We start from the raw sequence: 19,252 nt of genomic DNA on the forward strand, positions 1-19,252 counted from the left end.
GCACCGACAGAACGGCTGACCTGCGCGTTCGGCGTGGCCGGACCAGCAAGCCCGATCAGCGCGCCAGCACCCGCTCCGACAACTGGACGAACAGCTCCCGCCGCCGCTCCAGGCTCACCGGCGGCGCCCACATGCCCCGCTCCAGCGCCGCGATCGACGGGTCGAGCGCGAACCGGCTCACCCAGTGCCGGATCCACTTCGGATACGGACAGTACTTACGCTCCGAGGCGAACCACGCCACCAGCGCGTGCCGCAGCATGTCGCCGAACACCTCGTGGAACAACCACCCGTCGCCGTTGCGGGCATAGCGCGCAAGGTCGTCGCCGTACGCCCGAAGGTCGGCCGACAGCACGCTCCTCGAACGCTCGATCAGCGCGTCCGGGAACGCCGCCAGCTCGTCCCGCCAAGCGCCACCGGACCCCGACTCGTCAGACAGCTGAGCGCCGTAGACGAGTCCGGCCACCGCGTACAGCGGCGTCGGCCGTACCACGTGCTCCCAGCCCCGCCCCGACTGCACCTCGTCGATCCAGCGCTTGACGTCGGCCATCGTGAAGTGCGAGACCACGACCTGCCGCGAACCGTTGGTGAACGTATCGCGCACCATGCCGAGCGCCGGGTGGTGCAGCCGGACGGGCAGATCCGTTCCCTGGTGGAGCTCCTTGACGGGCCGCGTCTCCGGGTCGGGAGGCTCGGCCCGGTCCCACACGGCTACCAGGTCCACGCCCGCACGCTCGCTGAATCCCGCGATCGCCGAGCCCTGGCCGTAGGCGAAGGCGAGCTCACCGAGCGCCCGGTATGCGGGAATCACTCGGTAGGCCACCTGGCGCGCGTCGTCCACGCCCCCATCCTCGCCGCTCACGCAGGGTCGGGAACGGCGGACCGGGAAATTGGGTGTCCACTTGCGGCGAGGCATGTTCCGACACCGGCGAAAAGGTGCTAACAGCAGAGGATCAGACTGAGCGCCAGAGCGGGCTCAGGAAGCGATGTCGTGCGCGGGCGCCCCGTCGCTGTCGCGCTCGGCACCGCTGACCGGCAGCTCGAGCACCCGGTTGGCCAGCGTGAGAAACAGCTCGCGACGCCGGCCGAGGCTGACCGGACCCCACATCGCACGTTCGACGTTGGCCAGCGACGTGTCCATACCGAACCGCGTGATCCAGCGGTGAATCCACTTCGGATGCGGACAGTAACGCCGCTCGGCGGCGAACCACGCGACCAGCACGTGCCGCAGCACCTTGTTGAGCAGCTCGTGGAACCCCCAGCCATCACCGCGCTGGACGCAGGACGCGAGGTCCTCGTCGTAGCTCGGCAGCTCGGCCAGCAGCAGCATCCGCGACCGCTCGACCAACGCTTCGGGGAACTCCTCGATCTCCTCCTGCGCGGCGGCCGCACCGCCGTTGTAGTCGCCGATCGTCTTGCCGTAGGCGAAACCCGCGATGGAGTAGAGCGACATCGTGTCGCCGATGTCCTCCCAGCCGCGGCCTTCGTAGACATCGGTGAGCCAGCGGTCGAAGATCTTCATGGTGTAGTGGTGGACGTCGACCTGCTGGGAGCCCATCCAGAACTTGTCGCGGACGTACTCATGGTGGTCGAACTGGGCCGCGCGGGAGTGCCCGCCGTCGTGCAGGGTGCGTACGGCAGCGGCTCGCCGGCCGCCCGAGGGCGGCTCGTCGCCGTCCCAGACCATCGCGATGTCCAGATCGGAGTCGCGGCTGAACCCGGCAACCAGCGAACCCTGCCCATACGCGAACGCCAGACCTCCCACATCGCGGTATGTGGAGGTCACCAGCCTGGCGGTCTCAAGCGCGGGGTCCACGTCCCTATCCTCCACCGGATCGGCGCCGAGCGACACCCCCCGGTCAAACTTCGATGCCTATAAAGCAACGACGCGCGGTGAATCATGCGCGTTCCGTTATCGGGTGATTAAGTTTTACGCCTTCGTGTAGTCAGCAGCCGTTCACGTCGGAGCCTTGTCCCGCTCGCCGGGCGGGCCTAGCGTCGCGAACGACAACACCAGCATTGTGACTTTGTCAGGGAGACATCTGACGATGCGACGTCTGCTTCCCGTTATCCCCCGGCATGGTAGCCGGGCCCGGATGACCTGCCTGTTCCGCTGTGGCAACGCGTGCGACCACCCGGTCCCGAACACCAGCGCCAACCCGTACTTCGGCGACATCGTCGAGACCGCTCTCTCCCGTCGCGCGATGCTCAAGGGTGGCGCGGCCGGTGCCCTCGTCGTCGGCGTCAGTGCGGCCCTGCCGGCCGGCGCGGCCGCCGCTGCTTCGCTGCCGCCGGGATCCGAGCCATCCGCGACGCGTGCTACCGCCGCCTCGGCGGACAAGCACGGCGGGTCCGGCACCCGACCCACCCGGGTCGACCAGCTCGGCTGGGACACCGTGGCACCCAACAAGGACGACAAGCTGACGGTCGCCGAAGGCTTCGACCAGGGCGTCGTCATCTCCTGGGGTGATCCGGTGGTGCCTGGTGCGCCGGACTTCGACTTCGACAACCAGACACTGGCCGCCCAGCTCAGGCAGTTCGGCTACAACAACGACTTCCTCTCGATCCTGCCGCTGCGTCGTGGCCTGGACGGCCGCGAGCGCGCGCTGCTGGTCGCCAACCACGAGTACACCGACGAAGTTCTGATGTTCCGCGGCTGGAAGGACGGCGCGTCCGCGACGCTCGACCAGCTGAAGATCTCGCTCGCCGCGCACGGCCTGTCGGTCGTCGAGATCGAGCGGGTCGGACGCAGCGGTCAGTGGCGCGCCGCGACCAGCGGGCGCCGGCCGTACAACCGCCGGATCACCGGCTTCACCGAGTTCAAGGTCACCGGCCCGGCCGCCGGCCACGCGCTGCTGAAGACCACGGCGGACCCGAGCGGTACGAAGGTGTTCGGCACGCTCAACAACTGCTCCGGCGGCACCACGCCGTGGGGCACCACGCTGCACGGCGAGGAGAACTTCAACCAGTACTTCGAGGTCTCCTCCACGGTCGACCCGGCGTACGAGGCGGCGTTCAAGAGATACGGCATCACCACCACGAAGAACGCCGGCAAGTCGTGGGCCCGGGTCGACGAGCGGTTCGACCTGTCGAAGAACCCGAACGAGGCCAACCGCTTCGGCTGGGTCGTCGAGCTCGATCCGTACGACCCGGCGTCCAAGCCGAGGAAGCGCACGATGCTCGGCCGCTTCAAGCACGAAGGCGCGACGGTCCGGCTCTCGAGCGACGGCCGCGCGGTCGCGTACCTCGGCGACGACGAGCGCTTCGACTACCTCTACAAGTTCGTGTCGGACAAGCGCTTCCGATCGGGTACGTCGAGCTGGGCGCACCGGCACAACCTGACGCTGCTCGACAGCGGCACGCTGTACGTCGCGAAGTTCACCGGCGACGGGCTCGACGACGGGGAGTACGACGGCACCGGCGAGTGGATCGCGCTGACGACCGACAAGAAGTCGTTCGTGCCCGGCATGTCGGTGGCCGAGGTGCTGGTCAACACGCGCCTCGCGGCCGACAAGATGGGCCCGACCAAGATGGACCGGCCCGAGGACGTCGAGCCGAGCCCGCACACCGGCAAGGTCTACATGGCCTGCACCAACAACAGCAACCGGACGGCGGAGCAGGTCGACGAGGCCAACCCGCGGCCGGCCAACAAGCACGGTCACGTCGTCGAGATGACCGAGCACCGGGGCGACGCGGCCGCCACGAAGTTCACGTGGGACCTGCTGCTGGTCTGCGGTGACCCGGCCGACCCGTCGACGTACTTCGGTGGTTACGACAAGTCCAAGGTCAGCCCGATCTCCTGCCCCGACAACGTGGCGTTCGACGGCTCGGGCAACCTCTGGATCTCCACCGACGGCAACGCGCTCGGCTCCAACGACGGGCTGTTCGCGCTGCCGCTGTCGGGCAGCGAGCGCGGGCACGTCAGGCAGTTCCTGACGGTGCCGGTCGGCGCCGAGACCTGCGGCCCGCTGGTCTCCGCCGACAACCGCACGGTGTTCGTCGCGGTCCAGCACCCCGGCGAGATCGACGGCGCCACGCCTGACCAGCCGGCCTCGGTCTGGCCGTTCGGCGACCAGCCGCGGCCGTCGGTCGCCTGCGCCTGGAAGGACTGAGCAGCAGACCTGAGCAGGATTGAGCAGGACCGAGCCGGCACCGATTCCTTTTCGGTGCCGGCTCGAGTCTTCCTATCCAGAGACCGGAAGCTCCGGCTCCTGGATTGGAGATTCACATGCGCAAGCTCACCGCGGGAGTGTTCGTCACACTGGACGGCGTCGTGCAGGATCCGGGCGGATTCGGGGAGCTCGACCGTGGCGGCTGGGCCCTGAACTACTTCGACGAGGCCTCCCGCGAGCAGTCCACACAGCAGCTGCTGGCCGCCGGCACGTTCCTCCTGGGTCGCAAGACGTACGAGATCGTCGAGAAGGCCTGGTCGCACAACGAGGGCCCGTACGCCGAGGCGATGCACCAGCTCCCCAAGGTCGTGATCTCGAGGACACTGCAGGGGGAGCTTCCGTGGAACGCCACCGCCCTGCCCGGCGACGCGGCCGAGACCGTGGCGAAGCTCAAGCAGGAGCCGGGCGGCGACATCGTGATGTACGGCAGCTTCACGCTGATGCGCACCCTGCTCCAGCACGAGCTGATCGACGAACTGCACGTCGGCGTCCATCCGATCGTCGTCGGCGACGGGAAGCGGCTGTTCGACGGCGTACTGCCCGGTACCACCCTGCGCCTGGTCGCCGCCACGCCGACCCCGACGGGCGTCGTCACGCTGACGTACGCGCCGTAAGGTCCGACGGATGGGAGACTTCGCGGCCGACACCGAGCGCTTCCGGCGCGAGCTGCTGGCGCACTGCTACCGCATGCTCGGCTCGGTCGACGACGCCGAAGACGCCGTCCAGGAGGCGTATCTGCGGGCCTGGCGGGCCTACGACGCGTTCGAGGGCAGGTCGTCGGTACGCACGTGGCTCTACCAGATCGCCACCAACGTGTGCCTCTCGGCGCTGTCGCATCGCAGCCGGCGGCTGCTCCCGTCCGGTCTCGGTGCGCCCGCCGACGACCCGCTGGCGCCGATGGTCGCCGCCGACGGCCCGTGGGTACAGCCGATCCCCGACGAGATGCTCGACCCGGCGACGATCGTCGCCGAGCGGGACAGCCTGCGGATCGCGTTGGTCGCCACGCTGCAGGAGCTGCCGGGCCGCCAGCGGGCGGTGTTCCTGCTGCGGGACGTGCTGGGCTGGGCGGCGTCCGATGTCGCGCGCGTGATGAGCACCAGCACGGCAGCCGTCAAGAGCACCTTGCAACGAGCGCGGGCTCGGCTCGAGCAGCTGAATCCCGACCTGGAACGGCTCGCCGAGGAGACCAACGCCGTCGAGCCAAGTGAGCTGACCACGGTCCTGTCGGAGTACATCGCGGCCGTCGAGGAAGCCGATGGGCCCGCCCTCGAACGACTCCTGCGCGTCGACGCCCGGGTCGAGGCGACGCCGTGGCGGACGTGGTTCTCCGGCCGCGCGACCTGCGTGCCGTACCTCACGCAGCAGGTGCTGGGCCGGCCGGGCGACTGGCGGCTGCTGCCCACCGGCGCGAACGGCCAGCCGGCCGCGATCGGCTACCGGCACGGACAGGCGTACGGCATCCTCGTGCTCAGCGTCACCAAGGCCGGCATCGCCCGGATCAACTCGTTCGGCGATCGCGCGCTGGTCGAGCGGTTCGGCTTCCCCGCTTCGCTGTAGAAAGTGCGGGAACAGCGCTCAGAGCCAGCCGGCGTCGCGGGAGATGCGGATGGCGTCGATGCGGTTGCGGGCGCCGACCTTGCTGATCGCGTTCGAGAGGTAGTTGCGGACGGTGGCGTGCGAGAGTGACAGCTGCACAGCGATCTGGTCGGTACGGACGCCGGTGGCGGCCGCCCGCAGTACGTCGGTCTCGCGCGCGGTGAGCGGGCTGCTGCCGGTCTCGAGCGCGGCGGCGATCAGCTCGGGATCGATCACCCGCTCGCCGGCGGCGATCCGGCGGATGCCGTCGGCCAGAGTCTCGGCGGGCGCGTCCTTGACGATGAAGCCGCGGACGTGAACCTTCAACGCACGCAGCAGGTTCCCCGGCTGGCTCAGCCCGGTCAGGACCAGCGTGCGGCACTCCGGCAGCCGCTCGGCGAGCTGCTCGGCGGCCGACAGGCCGTCCAGCCCGGGCATGTCGATGTCGAGCACGGCGACGTCGGGACGCACCTGGAGCGCGGTGTCGAGCACCTGGTCGCCGCGTTCCAGCTCGGCGACGACCTCCATGTCGTCCTCCAGCGACAGCAGGGCGACGAGCGCGCCGCGGATCAGATGCATGTCCTCGGCGATCAGGACCCGGATCACGCGACGGCCTCCCCTGGTATCGATGTCGGTATCGGTATCTCCACGCGCAGCCGGAACCAGTCGCCGGCCACTTCGGAACTCGACGTACCCGAAGCAGCCCGGGCGCGTTCGGCGATGCCGGGCAGGCCGGAGCCGTCGGCGGCGACCTCGCCGCGGATGCCGTCGTTCGAGATCTCCAGCCGGACCACGCCGTCCTGCCGCTCGACCGCGATCGTGCACCGCTGGGCCTCGCTGTGCCGCAACAGGTTCGTCGTCCCCTCGCGGACCGCCCAGGCCAGCGCGGTCTCACCCGAACCCAACGCCGGCAGCGGATCGGCGACCTCCAGCCGGGTATCGACGCCGGCCGCGGCGAGCAGTGCGGCGGCGCCGTCGAGTTCGGTACGCAAGGACACACCGTGCTCGTCGCGGGTGATCGCCTTGATGTCGCGCAAGGCGTCCCGGGCAACGCCGGTCAGGCTCTCGACCTCGGCCCGCGCGGCGGCGGGGTCGCGCGACAGCAACCGCAGCGCCAGGTCGCCCTTCAGCGAGATCGCCGACAGGCTCTGGCCGAGCAGGTCGTGCAGATCCCGCGAGACCCGCAGCCGCTCCTGCCCGACGGCGGCAGTGGCCAGCTCGGTACGCGTCGCGTCGAGCTCGTTCACCGCATGCACCAGCCGCGCGCCGCCGACCAGCGCGCCTCCGTACACGATCGGAATGATCAGGGAGTAGCTCACAAAGATCGCGATCTGCAGGGCGCTGGGATCGTAGGGCTGCCACGCGATCTGGTCGCGGACGACACCGACCACCAGGATGACGACGGCCGCCGCCATGGCGAGCCGTCCACGTAGCAGCATCAGGACCGATGCGAGCGCGAAGACCTGCAGGCCGACCCACGCCTGCCCGAACCACGGTATCGGCGTGTACACAAGCAGCAACAGCGCCACCAGGCTCCACCCCCAGCGGGCCGGGCGGGTCCCGCGTGCGGCGGCGAGGCTGTGGCGCAGTTGCAGCCCGATCGCGATCACGGCGAGCAGGTTCCCTACGACCGGGCTGCGGGTCCCGGTCTCCATGCCAATGCTGACGTAGACGGCCGCCTGCATCGCGAGCGGTACGTGCAGGGCGATCAGGGGCCAGTGCGGATGCCGCAGCAGCCAGCGCGGTGGAACCGGCGTCGGCGAGGCGGTCATGCCGGCACCTCGATCGTCTCCGTGGAGTCGGCGGTGCGCAGCTCCAGCCGGGCCCGCCCGGCATCGGTCGTCAGCGTGATCACGCAGGTGCGGGCCTGCTGGTCGCGCAGCAGCCGGGTGACGATCGTCCGCAGGGCCGCCCGCGGCTGCTGGGCGATCGTGTCGGGAAGGTCTCCGCGCGGCAACTCCAGCCTGGACTCGATGCCCGCGGCGGAGAGCAGGGTCACAGCGGTCTCCAGTTCGGTACGCAGCGAGGTCCGCTGATAGCCGCGGATCCGCTGCCGGGCCTCGGCGAGTGCACTCCGGGAGTCGTCGGTGAGTCCGGCCAGCTCACCGGGCACCAGGTGGTCGCGAGCTCGTTCGCCGCGGGATACGAGGGACTCCAGCGCGCTGCCGAGCGTGTCACGTAGGTCGTCGTCGATCCGGCGTCGCTCGCGCAGAACCGCCTGCTGGGCCAGCGCTTCCTGGGCCGTCCGCAGCCGCTCCAGCGCCGCGGCTAGCCAGACCAGGAGCAGGAGCGCGAGGATGCCGCACAGCACGGTGAAGGAGTACCACGGCGCCTCCACCCACTCCTCTCCCAGAGTATGGGCGACGGGCGCCGCGAGGATCACCAGCCCGGCCGCCGCGACGTACGACCAACGGCTCCGCACCACCAGGACCGTCGTCACGGCCAGCGCGACGTACGTCCGCGGCCAGATGTTTCCCGCCAGCGGGGCGAAGCCGAGGATGACGACCGCCATCGCCGCGAGCGTCCAGCGGCTGAAGGGCGGTTGCCTGGCATGGGTGGTGTACCAGATGTGGCGCAGGTGGAGGGGAAGGTACAGCGCGCACCCGAGCAGGCTCCACCAGCCGGATCCGGGGGCGCTGCTGGGGTAGCCGAAGGCCAGCGCGACCTGCATGAGTGAGAACAGCGCGCTGCAGACGACCGCGCCGGCCGGAGCCAGCCGGACGACGCGATCGGACTTCAAAAACTCCCCCACCTCAGCCGCGACCCTTTCTTGAGTACCGGCTGACCAGGGTAGACGGATCTGGCAAGGAGCGGCGCCGGTCGTCACCCGGGGCTTGACCGGCGCCAGCGAAAGCGTCATGGCGGATCAGCCGCCGAACACCATGTAACGCAACAGCACGTTGTCGGGGCCGTCGAACTGGCGGTGCTCGGCGAGGGCCAGGCCCTGACGGGCTGGGTGAACTGCGGGGTTCCGGCCTCAGTCTCGGTGAGTTCGGGCACCTGAACAGATTGGGCGCCCTCGGCCCGGGCAACTCCGCCCGAACGCTGCTCCGCCGTCGTCACCGCCCAGATGTCCCGCTCGATCCCTGCGCTCCGATGGAGCTCCATCGATCGCGCGGAGATTCCCCGGAACCGGAAGCGCACCAGCGTGCCGGGATGGCGCTCGATCAGCACGCACGGCACCCCGTGGTAGGACAAGAACGCAGCGGTGGACAGACCGTTGAGACTTCCACCGACGATCAAAACGGCTGTATCGACAGGCATTCTCCACCTCCAGGGCTCTCCGCGAACTCCGAGCCGCCTACCCCGGCGTCCTCTACTCATGCGTGGCACGCGAGGAGGGCGGCTCGTCGACAACAACGTGTGTGGCTTGCCGATCAGGTCCGTACGGGGTGGTAGGTGAGGATCACCGCGCCGGTGTCCAGGGGTTTGCATTCGACCAGCTCGAGTACGGCGTAGTCGCCGGTGTCGAACAGCCGGGTTCCCTCACCGAGGACGATCGGGTTCACCCAGACCTGGTACTCGTCGATCAGGTCGTGCCGCATCAGCGTGCGCATGAGCGCGGCGCTGCCGTACATCAGGATCTCGGGCCCGTCGGTCTGCTTCAGGGCCGTGATCTCCTCGACGACATCGCCCCTGATCAGTGTGGCGTTCCACTCCAGCGGTCCGGTGAGGGTCGTCGAGGCTACGAGCTTCGGGATCGTGTTCATCCGCTCGGCGTACTCGCCTTCCTTGATCCGCTGCCAGTGCGCTTTGAAGACCTCGTAGGTCACGCGTCCGCAGAGGAAGAGGCCGCTCGCGCGCAGGTGCGCGAGCGCGTGGTCCTGTGCCTGAGCACCGAAGTACGGGTCGGCCCAGCCGCCTTGGTCGATCTCGCCGAATCCGCCGGGGTCCTGGATGACGCCGTCGAGGCTCACAAGCGTGGAGACACTGAGTCTTCGCATGATGCTCCTTCAAAAGGTTCAGTTCATGAACGTCACGGCGAACGTGCGCACGTCCTCGGGGTTTGTGGAGCCGCAGAAGTTGAGGATGAGCTCCTGAACGCCAGCGGCCTCGTACGCGGCGATCCGCTTCCGGACGGTCTCCGGCGTACCGAGGAGTGCGTACAGCCCGGGATCGTCGGGGTACATCGCGCGGTCGCCCGCCGGGAGCCGCTCCTGTGCCTTCTCATCGCTTTCGGCGAGGATGCACACCGTCGTCGCGGTTCGCCGGATGCTCTGGAATGGGCGGCCGACGGCTTCGCAGTGTTGTTCCAGTACGCCGAATTTGCTTTGAAGGCCCGTGGGGCTCTCGATGAGGTTGCAGGCATCTCCGTACTCGGCGACCAGCTTCAGCGTGACCTTCTCTCCACCGCCGGCGATCAGGATCGGGATGTGGGGTCGCTGGACACCTTTCGGTTGGTTGATCGCGCCGTGGACCCGGTAGTGCCGGCCCTCGAAGGTCGTCTCGTCGCGCGTCCACATGGACTGGATGATCTGCAATGCCTCGCGCAACTGTCGCAGCCGGTCTGGAGCGGAGTGGTACTCGTACCCGTATGCGGTGTACTCCGGCTCGTACCACCCGGCACCGATGCCGAAGGTGAACCGACCGTGTGACAGGACGTCGATGGTGGAGGCCATCTTGGCCTGCAAGGCGGGGTTGCGATAGGCGTTCGCGGTGACCAGCTGGCCGATCCGGACGCGCGTGGTGTCCCGTGCCAGGGCGGCGACGGTCGACCAGCACTCGAAGAGGTACGCCTGGGACGGCGGCACGGTGTGGAGGTGGTCGAGCACCCACACCGTCTCAAAGCCAACCTCGTCGGCGGTGCGAGCGAGCTCGGTCAGGACCTCGTACGCCTCGATCGGATCGCCGAACGAGGCCAACTCCTGCCCGAACCCCATCGGAAGATACAGACTGAATTTCATTCGACAGACGCTCCTCACATGCGATGGCATCTCGATCGCATCCGCGGCGGGTGAGAGCCGTTGGAGCAGGTCTGAGTGCCGCTTGGCCACGTACGCGTTGGTGTGAGCGAGTTCGACGACGACCTTGACCTGGGTCCGGCCGTAGATCTCGCCGAACTCGCGGTGGACGCCCGGCGCCTCCGGGGTTGGTCGCCTGGACCGGCCAGAAGCCCATGAACATCTGGTACGACGTGGCACCCGCCGTCCATTGCCAGCACGAGCGGGTTGCCGTCGGCTGCGGCGCTGTGGCCGTCCAGCGAGACGATGCTGGTAACGATCAGCTTCGCCATGGTCAGGCGGCAGGCCCCGCGGCGGCGATCACCTTGCCGAGGTTGTCGAGCTCGTTGGACCGGCCGGCCACCAGGCGTTCGGTCCACACCTCGTCGTGCATCGGCTCGACGAGCATCGTGACCTGGGTGCCGCCCTCGACCGGACGCAGCTCCACCACGGTGAGGTGGTCGTAGGGCTCCTCGTCCGGAACGAAGTCGATCAGCGAGTTGTAGGACAGCTTGGCCGGCTCCTCGACGTCCACGAACGTCTTGCGCGACTCGGTGCTGAGCGGCATCCCCGCGCTCTCCATGAACGCGACCTGCTCCGGTCCGGTCGCGGTCATGGTGTAGATCAACTCGCCGCCGGGCTGGAGCTCGAGCTTCCCGACCTCGGTCACGAAGCCGTCCGGCGACCACCAGGACCCGATGCCCTCGGGCGTGGTCCACAGCTGCCAGATGTGCTCCGGCGTCGTCGGGTAGGTGCGCTCGAGCCGAACCGTGTTCGTCATCTTGTTCTTTGTCCCTTCGCAAAGCGTGGCTTGCCGATGCCCAAGCCTGTACCAGCGGTAGGACAGCCGGCAGATTCAAATGTCATCGGATGCGCCGTGAGTTTCACGAAGCGAGCGTTGGTGTGTAACCGGTGGGCGTTCGGCTCGTCTTGACCTCGAGGCGATGTGAAGGCGCCTGCGTCGTCGTGCCTGCCCGTAGGGGCAGCTGGGTTCGCCCGTTCGGGTACACGCATGGCCGTTGGTCCAGACGCCGAGGCTGCGGACCATGGTCCCATGTCCGGAGGCCGCGGGAAGGCAGCGCACAACCGGAGTGCGGCGCGGCAGACGGCCGGACCGCCGGCGCCGAAGGCCACCACTCGCAAACCGCAGGCCGGCGGGCTGCTCGGCCTGCAGACGACCGCCGGTAACGCTGCCGTCGCGGGCCTGGTGTCCCTGCAACGCGACGCCACGAACCAGACCATCACACCCGACTACGCGCGCGACCTTTCCGACTCCGAGCTCGACCGTGAGCTGTCCATGCTGGAGCTCAGCCCGGCCGCCCTTCCGGGCGGGTCCGTCATGACCCCGAGCCTGGACAGCAACCGCCGCGTCCTGCGTGGCGAGAAGAACCGCCGCAGGCCGGACGCCGGGACGGTGCCTCCCGGCGGGGACAACGTCGGCAAGCCGGGCGCCACCAGCGCCGACCAGCCCGAGCTCCACCTGCGTACGGCCCCCGACACCAACGACGAGCAGAACGTCATCCGCCGGCTGCCGTTCGACACGAAGGTGCAGGTGCTGAAGAAGTTCCCCGGCAACTGGTACTTCGTCTCGACCAGGTCGGGGGAGATGGGCTACGCCGGCTCGGACCACGTGCGTACGGGTGCACCCGAGCCAGGAGCCAAGCTGCACAAGGTGGAGCCCGGTATCCCGGGCACCGCGATCGCGATCGCCGAGCAGTACTACAAGGACAAAGCGGACGACTGGGGCCAGGACCTGCGCTTCTACGTCAACGTGCTGGCGTTCGTGAACAAGATGCCGGTGCCGGACACCGCCGACGGCTGGAAGCAGGTCCACTTCCAGGCCGGGCAGACGATCTGGATTCCGAGCCAGCCATTTGCCCGTTCGCTCAAGGGCAAGGTGAACTCGGGCTCGATCAGCCACAACGTCGCCGAGGCGATGGGTATCGCCGACGTCCTGGACCGGGTCGGCGAGCTGATGGCCGACTACCAGATGGCGATCGACAAGTCCGGGAAGTACATGGGCGAGGCGATCAAGCGGCACGTCGAGGACACGCTGTGGGGGGTGCTGGAGGGCCTGGCGCAGATGCTGGCCATCGCCGCCGGCATCCTCGCCGTCACCACGGCGATCGGTGCGGCGATCGGCGCACTGGCCGGAGGTGTCACCGCGGCGCCCGGTGCCGCTGCCGGCTTCGAGGTTGGCATGGCGTTGCTGGAGTGGCTGGGCCTCGCGATGCTGGTGTACTGGGTCGGCGAGTCGCTCGTCGCGCTCGGCAGTGCGTTCGGGACGTTCCTCGGGATCGTCTGGAACGCTCGCGGCGACGAGGCGAAGATCGACCAGGCCGCCAGGCAGTACGCCGAGGCTGTCGGGTTGCTGATGGGGAAGCTGCTCGAGGCGCTGTTCATGTACGTCACGGCGAAAGGGCTGCCGGCCGCGCTGAAGTCGTTCCGCGGCAGCCGGCTCGGCCAGGCGATGGGCGAGTCCAGAACCGTGCAGTGGTTGAAGGCCCGGCAACAAGCCGTCGCGACCGGCCAGTCGAAGCTGAAGGGACCCGGCGCCGTCTTCGGCGGCGGGCGCGCGGCCAGCGGTGCCGAGGGCGTACCCGCGAACGTGAACCGGGTCGGCAACACCAACGCGTTCCACCAACTCCCGGCCGACCGGCTTCCGGCCAACCTGCCGGAGGGCCACTTCTGGTCGCGCTCGTCGGCCGGCGAGTGGGTGATCCTGCGCGAGCCGAACGCTCCGGCGGCCGCGCTGGAGCTCGCGGTCTACTCCGACGGCACGACCGTCAACTACGTGATCCGCAACAACGGGCGCACCATCGCCGCGGACGCGCTCACCCGCCAGGGCGGCACGCACCAGGGTGGGACCCGGCTTCCGGAGGACCTGGAAGGCGTCGGCGCCAACAATCCGTACCGCGAACCGGGCACGAACACCACCTGGGACAAGAGCCACGGCGTCGACTTCGCCGACACGCTCGAAGGGCCAGGCGTGCGCAACTCGACGACCGACCCGATGAACTTCACGCCCGGCGCGGCATGGTGGAACCGTGGACCGCGCAACATCCTCGTCCAGCAGATCCGGGCCGTGGGGGGTGGCTACCGCGAGATGCCGATCTACGACGCGACCCCGCGGGTCACCGCGAACGGGACGCCGATCCCTCGCGAGTACATCTTCGTCGAGACCAACCGGGCAGGCGTGCCACAACGGGCCTGGCGGATCCCGAACGACGCGTCGATGACAAACCGCTCGCTTAACGCGCTGAACGGCCTCGACATCCCGCTGAACCAGGTGCCGCAGGCCATGCTGCGTGCCGACGCGCCACTGGCCTCCGACGCCTCGGGCGTGACGTACCTGCCTGGCATCATCGTCGGACGACGCGGGGACGACGAGGGAGCGCGATGAGCTGGCTCTTTGACGTACTCGACGAGCTCGGCCTGGCGTACGCGACCCGGACGACGCCACGAGGTGTGCCGTACGCCGCGTTCCGCACGAGCGACGGGGAGACAGCGCCGCTCAACCTCAGCGTGCTGAGCGAGAACGAGACGCTCCGGCTGACGGCACACGACTCGGTACCCCTCGCGCTGAGTTTCGACGACCTGCTGGAGGTCAACCGCCGGCTGCCGCTTGCCCGGGCGTACCTCTCCCCGGAGGACGGGTCGGTCGAGATCGCGCTGAGCTGCTACCTCGGAACCGGCGCGCTCGCAGCCGACCAGCTGGGGTTCCTGCTCGGGCATCTGCGCGAGTCACGAGCGGTGGTGTCGAAGCGATCGGCCTCGGCCGGCGGTCTCCCGTTGATCGGCCGAGCCGGCTTGGACGTCGCCGCCGAACTGCCCAGCTTCGACGCGGACCTCGGCATCGACCAGCTGCGCTATCACCTGACCACGAGCCTCGACGACGCCGGCTGGATCGTGGTCCGGGCGGGCTACCTGCCGGTCCGGCTGGTGCCGTTCGCGCGAGAGGCGTTGGCCACCGTGCAACGCCTGCAGGTGTGGACGGTGGCGGGACGCTACACCGTCGGCCCCGGCGGCGAGCTGAGCGCCGAGGTGGCGACGCCGTTGCTGAGCGGGCAGCAGGCCGGCGAGGCGATCGCGTGGTCGGCGAGGCAGGCTGAGCTCATGCTGCACGTGGCTGCCAGGCACCTCGGGCTGGGCTAGGGGTGCCTTCCGTTCCGGCCTATGACGTGATCGGCTCGCCGGTGCGGATGACGCCCTCGGAGGCGACGGCGAGGTTCATGCCGAAGACCATGTCCTTGCCGAACAGGCGGCGCCGGGCGAGCATCTTCAACGGCTGGCGGCCGCGGCGCTCACCCGTGATCTGGTCGGTCGTGGTGACGACGCACCGGCCGCACGGCTTGGTGGAGTAGAGCTCGGCATCGGGCAGACGCAGGCGCTCCCAACCGTCCTCGGCCCAGGCGCCGGCGCCGGACACGACGAGGTTGGGGCGGAAGCGGCTCATCGGCAGCGGTTCGTCGCCGGCCTCGGCCAGCCAGTCGTTCAGGCTGTCGAGCGAGGCGGTGTTGGTGACGAGCAGTGGGAAACCGTCGGAGAACGCGGCCGGCGTGCCGTACGTGCTGTGGGGTGGCCTGCGATAGGGATCGTCGAGCCAGACCAGGCGTACGGCGGCGTGGAGGTAGTCGGAGAACCACTCGTGGCCCTCCGGGTCGGCCTCGACCGCCTCGAGCTCGCTGCCCCACACGCGGACGGGAACCAGCCTGGACGCTGCCGGCTCGGGCTCCTTGACCGCCAGCGGCTCCATGCCTTCGGCGCGTGCCTCGACGCCGCCGTCGGTGAGCCCGGCCACGATGCGGGCGAGCTCGGGCCGCTCGCGCTGGCTGAGGTATCGGCCGGTCTCGTCGACCACCATCCACCGCCGGTCGCCGGTGCATCCCCACGGCTCGACGTCGACCTGCTCGACGGGGACCGCCCGGCAGCCCTTGATCGGATAGATGTGCAGGGAGCTCACGTACACACGCTCCAGGGTACGTTGGCCGGGTGAGCGTCGTCGCTGGGTTGCTGCTGGCCGCGGGGGGCGGAAGCCGGATGGGCCGGCCGAAGGCGCTGGTCCCGTTCGCGGGTGAGCTGCTGGTCGAGCGCGGCACTCGGCTGCTGCTCGACGGCGGCTGCGATCCGGTGCACGTGGTGCTGGGGGCTTCGTACGACTCGGCCGCCGCGGCGGTTCGTGGCCGCGAGGTTGTGGTCGTACGAAACGAGGACTGGGAGTCCGGGATGGGCTCGTCGCTGCGGGCCGGCCTGGCCTCGATGCCTGCCCGCGTCGACGCGGTGGTGGTCGCGCTGGTCGACCAGCCGCTGGTCGGCGCCGAAGCCGTCCGCCGGCTGCGTGCGGCCACCGGCTTCCCGGCAGCGGTCGCGACGTACGGCGGACGGCCGAGGAACCCCGTCCTGCTCAGCCGTTCGGTCTGGACCGACGTTCTCGACGCCGCCACGGGCGACCAGGGAGCACGCGCCTGGCTACGGGCCCACCCGGATCACGTCCACTCTGTCCCCTGCGACGACACCGGCTCCCCCGACGACCTCGACACCCCGGACGACCTGGAGCGCCATGGCTGACGACGGGCACCTGGTCGTCGTCGCGGCGGCCGTCGTCCGCGATCGGCGGTTGCTGGTGGTGAGCAAGAGCGCCGCGCCGGAGATGTTCTATCTGCCAGGCGGCAAGCCCGATCCCGGCGAGACGCCCGAGCAGACCCTGCGCAGGGAGCTGCTCGAGGAGCTCGGCGCCAAGACCACCCGGATCGAGCCGTTCGCGGTCGTGGAGGAGGTCGCGGCGCTCGAACGGGTGCCGATGCGGATGACCGTCTACCTGGCCGACCTCGACCGCGGCCCCAAGCCCGCGGCGGAGATCGCGGACCTGGCGTGGATCGGCGGGCCCTCCGACGTACCAGGGCAGCTGGCTCCTGCCGTACACCACCACGTCATGCCACGGCTGACGCGAGCCGGCCTGCTCGGGCCGGGCTAAGCCGTCCGGGTGACCACCAGATCGCACAAGTCGGCGAGGGATTGTCGCGCGGGAACGTCGGGCAAGGTGCTCAGCACCTTCCGCGCGTCATCGGCCCATTCGCGGACGACCGCGCGGGCCTCGGCCATCGCCGGGTGGGCGCGCAGCAACCGCAGCGCCTCCGCGTGCAGCGCGTCGTCCTCCAGCGGACCCGCCAGCAGCTCCAGCAGCCGTGCATCCGCCGGATCGGTCGACCGCCGCGCCAGCAGCACCGGCAACGTCGGCACACCTTCGCGCAGGTCGGTGCCGGCCTCCTTGCCGAGGTCCTCCCCCGACGACGCGATGTCGATCACGTCGTCGGAGAGCTGGAACGCGATCCCGATCTTCTCCCCGAACTCCGTGACCGTCGCCTGCACCGAGGCAGGCGCCCCCGACAGCCGTGCACCCAGCCGAGCCGACGTCGCGATCAGCGAGCCCGTCTTGTCGGCCAGCACATCGAGGTAGTACTTCAAGGCGTCGACCCCGTCCGGCACCGGCAGCGTCTCCTTCAACTGCCCCTCCACCAGCCGGGCGAACGTCTGCGACTGGATCCGCACCGCTTCCAGGCCCAGGTCGACCATCAGGTCCGACGCCCGCGCGAAGAGGAAGTCACCGGTCAGGATCGCCACAGAGTTGTTCCAACGGGCGTTGGCCGATTGCGCACCGCGTCGCGTGGGCGCCTCGTCCATCACGTCGTCGTGGTAGAGCGTCGCGAGGTGGGTGAGCTCCATGACGACCGCACAGGTGACGACCTCGGACGCGAGGGGGTCACCGAACTCCGCCGCCAGCAGCACCAGCGCCGGCCGGAACCGCTTGCCGCCGGCGATGATCAGGTGCTGCGCGGCCGTCGTGACGAAGCCGTCGCTGCTCTCCACCACGGTGGTGAGCCGGCGCTCGACCTCGGCCAGCGACGTGCGCAGCCGTTCGTCGAGCGCCGCATCCACCGGAGGAAACACGATCGCGGTGTTGGCCATGTCGCTCGTGCCCCCTCTCCGTTCCGAATCCGCCCGAACCGGACGGTGCTAGCCGACGAGCTGCGCGGCTGTCGCCGCGAGCTTGAGCACCGGCTCAGGATACAAACCGAGGACGACCGTCGCCGCAACGCCGACCGCCACCGTGAGCGAGGTCAGCACGCTCGGCACCGCGATGCTCGGCCCTTCCGGCGTCGGCTCGGAGAAGAACATCAGCACGATCACGCGGATGTAGAAGAACGCCGCGATCACCGACGCCAGTACGCCGACCAGCACCAGCGGCCACGCGCCGCCCTGCCAGGCGGCCGAGAACACCGCCCACTTGCCCATGAAACCGCTGGTCAGCGGAATACCGGCGAACGCCAGCAGGAACAGCGTCATCACCGCGCCCAGCAGCGGCGAGCGCCGCCCGAGCCCCGCCCAGCGCGAGAGGTGCGTGGCCTCGCCGGAGGCGTCGCGCACCAGCGTCACCGCCGCGAACGCGCCGACCGTCGCGAAGCCGTACGTCGCGAGGTAGAACAGCACAGCGGAGGTGTTGACCGAGATCGAGTCGCGCAGCCCGACGAACCCGACCAGCAGGAAGCCGGCGTGTGCGATCGAGGAGTACGCCAGCATCCGCTTGATGTCGGTCTGGGTGAGCGCCAGGATCGCGCCGACCAGCATCGTGATGATCGCGACGACCCAGATCATCGGCTGCCAGTCCCACCGGCTCGCGCCGAGCGCGACGTAGAAGACCCGCAGCAGCGCACCGATCGCGGCGATCTTGGTGCAGGCCGCCATGAAGCCGGTGATCGCGGTCGGAGCTCCCTGGTAGACGTCCGGAGTCCACAGGTGGAACGGCGCCGCGCCGATCTTGAACAGCAGGCCGACCGCCAGCAACGCCGTTCCGGCGAGCAGCAGCCCGTCGACGCCCGGCTCCGTGTCGAGCGCGGCGGCGATGCCGGTGAAGCTGATCGAGCCGGCGAAGCCGTACAGCAGCGCCGCGCCGTAGAGGAAGAACGCCGAGGAGAACGCGCCGAGCAGGAAGTACTTCAGCGCGGCTTCCTGCGACAGCAGCCGGCGCCGGCGGGCCAGGCCGCACAGGAGGTACAACGGGAGCGACAGCACCTCGAGCCCGACGAACATCGTCAGCAGGTCGTTTGCCGCCGGGAACAGCAGCATGCCGCCGATCGCGAACATCAGCAGCGGGAAGACCTCAGTCTGCTCCAGCCGCTTGGCCTGCGACTCCCGCTCGGCTTCCGAGCCGGGCAGCGCCGCCGCCTGCGCGGTGAACGCCAGCACGCCACCGTCGACCCGTCGCTCGGCGACCACCAGCACCGACATCAGCCCGAAGACCAGGATGATGCCCCACAGGAACAGCGAGAAGCCGTCGATCGCGACCGAGCCCCCGAGCGCCAGCACCTCGCTCCCCCACAGCCGGATCGTCTGTACGAGCGCGGCCGCCAGTGCGAGGAACGCCAGCGGCACCTGGACGGCGTACCGCAGCCGACGAGGCACGAACGCCTCGACCAGGACGCCGACGATGGCGACCCCGAACACGATCAACATCGGCGCGATCAGCGCGTACTCGATGTGTGGAGCGGTGAAGTCGTTCACAGTGTCCAT

General features: G+C 69.4%; 19 protein-coding genes. 7 read left to right on the forward strand and 12 right to left on the reverse strand.

What is annotated here, in order from left to right:
- Nucleotides 1–55: 55 nt before the first annotated feature.
- Nucleotides 56–838, reverse strand: a complete 783-nt coding sequence (locus ACYVF6_RS19845; RefSeq protein WP_460523399.1) for a DUF4037 domain-containing protein — start codon at nt 836–838, stop codon at nt 56–58.
- 135 nt (nt 839–973) lie between these two features.
- Nucleotides 974–1,813 carry a DUF4037 domain-containing protein gene (locus tag ACYVF6_RS19850; RefSeq protein ID WP_460523401.1) on the reverse strand — a complete coding sequence of 280 codons (840 nt, stop codon included), beginning with the start codon at nt 1,811–1,813 and terminating at the stop codon, nt 974–976.
- Between the two features lie 232 nt (nt 1,814–2,045).
- Here ACYVF6_RS19850 and ACYVF6_RS19855 point away from each other — a divergent pair, with 232 nt between their 5' ends.
- From ACYVF6_RS19855 to ACYVF6_RS19865, 3 genes are all read left to right on the forward strand, one after another.
- Nucleotides 2,046–4,109, forward strand: coding sequence for a PhoX family protein (locus ACYVF6_RS19855; protein WP_460523403.1), 2,064 nt, complete (start codon nt 2,046–2,048; stop codon nt 4,107–4,109).
- A gap of 116 nt (nt 4,110–4,225) precedes the next feature.
- Nucleotides 4,226–4,783: a dihydrofolate reductase family protein gene (locus tag ACYVF6_RS19860; RefSeq protein WP_460523405.1), complete on the forward strand. Its 558-nt coding sequence runs from the start codon at nt 4,226–4,228 to the stop codon at nt 4,781–4,783.
- A gap of 10 nt (nt 4,784–4,793) precedes the next feature.
- On the forward strand, nt 4,794–5,726 hold the full coding sequence (locus ACYVF6_RS19865) for a sigma-70 family RNA polymerase sigma factor family protein (protein WP_460523407.1): 933 nt from the start codon (nt 4,794–4,796) through the stop codon (nt 5,724–5,726).
- Nucleotides 5,727–5,744: 18 nt separating this feature from the next.
- On the opposite strand, the gene ACYVF6_RS19870 is transcribed toward ACYVF6_RS19865, so the two are convergent.
- The 7 genes from ACYVF6_RS19870 to ACYVF6_RS19900 all read right to left on the reverse strand — a co-directional run bounded on the left by ACYVF6_RS19870 (nt 5,745) and on the right by ACYVF6_RS19900 (nt 11,465).
- The gene (locus tag ACYVF6_RS19870; protein WP_460523409.1) at nt 5,745–6,350 is read right to left on the reverse strand and encodes a response regulator transcription factor; all 606 of its coding nucleotides are present in this window, start codon (nt 6,348–6,350) and stop codon (nt 5,745–5,747) included.
- A complete protein-coding gene (locus tag ACYVF6_RS19875) occupies nt 6,347–7,516 on the reverse strand; it encodes a sensor histidine kinase (RefSeq protein WP_460523411.1) in 1,170 nt (389 codons plus the stop codon). The genes ACYVF6_RS19870 and ACYVF6_RS19875 overlap by 4 nt, the downstream gene beginning before the upstream one ends.
- Entirely contained in the window at nt 7,513–8,484 is a 972-nt protein-coding gene (locus ACYVF6_RS19880; protein WP_460523413.1) for a hypothetical protein, read from the reverse strand. The genes ACYVF6_RS19875 and ACYVF6_RS19880 overlap by 4 nt, the downstream gene beginning before the upstream one ends.
- 116 nt (nt 8,485–8,600) lie before the next feature.
- Nucleotides 8,601–9,179, reverse strand: coding sequence for an FAD-dependent monooxygenase (locus ACYVF6_RS19885; protein ID WP_460523415.1), 579 nt, complete (start codon nt 9,177–9,179; stop codon nt 8,601–8,603).
- Nucleotides 9,122–9,688: a dihydrofolate reductase family protein gene (locus ACYVF6_RS19890; RefSeq protein WP_460523417.1), complete on the reverse strand. Its 567-nt coding sequence runs from the start codon at nt 9,686–9,688 to the stop codon at nt 9,122–9,124. Before ACYVF6_RS19890 ends, ACYVF6_RS19885 begins: the two co-directional genes overlap by 58 nt.
- 18 nt (nt 9,689–9,706) lie before the next feature.
- A complete protein-coding gene (locus ACYVF6_RS19895; protein ID WP_460523419.1) occupies nt 9,707–10,648 on the reverse strand; it encodes an LLM class F420-dependent oxidoreductase in 942 nt (313 codons plus the stop codon).
- A 331-nt stretch (nt 10,649–10,979) separates the two neighbouring features.
- Nucleotides 10,980–11,465 carry an SRPBCC family protein gene (locus ACYVF6_RS19900; RefSeq protein ID WP_460523421.1) on the reverse strand — a complete coding sequence of 162 codons (486 nt, stop codon included), beginning with the start codon at nt 11,463–11,465 and terminating at the stop codon, nt 10,980–10,982.
- 273 nt (nt 11,466–11,738) lie between these two features.
- Between ACYVF6_RS19900 and ACYVF6_RS19905 the strand changes: the two genes are divergently transcribed.
- Together ACYVF6_RS19905 and ACYVF6_RS19910 are read left to right on the forward strand one after the other, a co-directional pair.
- Nucleotides 11,739–14,087, forward strand: coding sequence for an SH3 domain-containing protein (locus tag ACYVF6_RS19905; protein WP_460523423.1), 2,349 nt, complete (start codon nt 11,739–11,741; stop codon nt 14,085–14,087).
- Complete coding sequence (locus ACYVF6_RS19910; RefSeq protein WP_460523426.1) at nt 14,084–14,839, forward strand: hypothetical protein; 756 nt, start codon at nt 14,084–14,086, stop codon at nt 14,837–14,839. Before ACYVF6_RS19905 ends, ACYVF6_RS19910 begins: the two co-directional genes overlap by 4 nt.
- Before the next feature lie 19 nt (nt 14,840–14,858).
- Here the strand turns inward: ACYVF6_RS19910 and ACYVF6_RS19915 are convergent, their stop codons facing one another.
- Nucleotides 14,859–15,653 carry an MOSC domain-containing protein gene (locus ACYVF6_RS19915; protein WP_460523428.1) on the reverse strand — a complete coding sequence of 265 codons (795 nt, stop codon included), beginning with the start codon at nt 15,651–15,653 and terminating at the stop codon, nt 14,859–14,861.
- 23 nt (nt 15,654–15,676) lie between these two features.
- Between ACYVF6_RS19915 and ACYVF6_RS19920 the strand changes: the two genes are divergently transcribed.
- A complete protein-coding gene (locus ACYVF6_RS19920; RefSeq protein ID WP_460523429.1) occupies nt 15,677–16,252 on the forward strand; it encodes a nucleotidyltransferase family protein in 576 nt (191 codons plus the stop codon).
- On the forward strand, nt 16,245–16,658 hold the full coding sequence (locus ACYVF6_RS19925; protein ID WP_460523431.1) for an NUDIX hydrolase: 414 nt from the start codon (nt 16,245–16,247) through the stop codon (nt 16,656–16,658). Before ACYVF6_RS19920 ends, ACYVF6_RS19925 begins: the two co-directional genes overlap by 8 nt.
- Here ACYVF6_RS19925 and ACYVF6_RS19930 read toward each other — a convergent pair.
- Both ACYVF6_RS19930 and nuoN read right to left on the reverse strand, forming a co-directional pair.
- Nucleotides 16,655–17,650, reverse strand: a complete 996-nt coding sequence (locus tag ACYVF6_RS19930; RefSeq protein ID WP_460523433.1) for a polyprenyl synthetase family protein — start codon at nt 17,648–17,650, stop codon at nt 16,655–16,657. The genes ACYVF6_RS19925 and ACYVF6_RS19930 overlap by 4 nt on opposite strands.
- 48 nt (nt 17,651–17,698) lie before the next feature.
- A complete protein-coding gene (nuoN, locus tag ACYVF6_RS19935) occupies nt 17,699–19,252 on the reverse strand; it encodes an NADH-quinone oxidoreductase subunit N (RefSeq protein WP_460523435.1) in 1,554 nt (517 codons plus the stop codon).

This window comes from Flindersiella endophytica (assembly GCF_054779015.1).

Excerpts from the sequence above, each read along its gene's own strand:
- ACYVF6_RS19910 (WP_460523426.1), top strand. The coding sequence starts at position 14,084 with ATGAGCTGGCTCTTTGACGTACTCGACGAGCTCGGCCTGGCGTACGCG.
- ACYVF6_RS19875 (WP_460523411.1), bottom strand. The coding sequence starts at position 7,516 with ATGACCGCCTCGCCGACGCCGGTTCCACCGCGCTGGCTGCTGCGGCAT.
- ACYVF6_RS19860 (WP_460523405.1), top strand. The coding sequence starts at position 4,226 with ATGCGCAAGCTCACCGCGGGAGTGTTCGTCACACTGGACGGCGTCGTG.
- nuoN (WP_460523435.1), bottom strand. The coding sequence starts at position 19,252 with ATGGACACTGTGAACGACTTCACCGCTCCACACATCGAGTACGCGCTG.
- ACYVF6_RS19925 (WP_460523431.1), top strand. The coding sequence starts at position 16,245 with ATGGCTGACGACGGGCACCTGGTCGTCGTCGCGGCGGCCGTCGTCCGC.
- ACYVF6_RS19890 (WP_460523417.1), bottom strand. The coding sequence starts at position 9,688 with ATGCGAAGACTCAGTGTCTCCACGCTTGTGAGCCTCGACGGCGTCATC.
- ACYVF6_RS19900 (WP_460523421.1), bottom strand. The coding sequence starts at position 11,465 with ATGACGAACACGGTTCGGCTCGAGCGCACCTACCCGACGACGCCGGAG.
- ACYVF6_RS19885 (WP_460523415.1), bottom strand. The coding sequence starts at position 9,179 with ATGCAAACCCCTGGACACCGGCGCGGTGATCCTCACCTACCACCCCGT.
- ACYVF6_RS19930 (WP_460523433.1), bottom strand. The coding sequence starts at position 17,650 with ATGGCCAACACCGCGATCGTGTTTCCTCCGGTGGATGCGGCGCTCGAC.
- ACYVF6_RS19895 (WP_460523419.1), bottom strand. The coding sequence starts at position 10,648 with ATGAAATTCAGTCTGTATCTTCCGATGGGGTTCGGGCAGGAGTTGGCC.
- ACYVF6_RS19855 (WP_460523403.1), top strand. The coding sequence starts at position 2,046 with ATGCGACGTCTGCTTCCCGTTATCCCCCGGCATGGTAGCCGGGCCCGG.
- ACYVF6_RS19865 (WP_460523407.1), top strand. The coding sequence starts at position 4,794 with ATGGGAGACTTCGCGGCCGACACCGAGCGCTTCCGGCGCGAGCTGCTG.
- ACYVF6_RS19905 (WP_460523423.1), top strand. The coding sequence starts at position 11,739 with ATGTCCGGAGGCCGCGGGAAGGCAGCGCACAACCGGAGTGCGGCGCGG.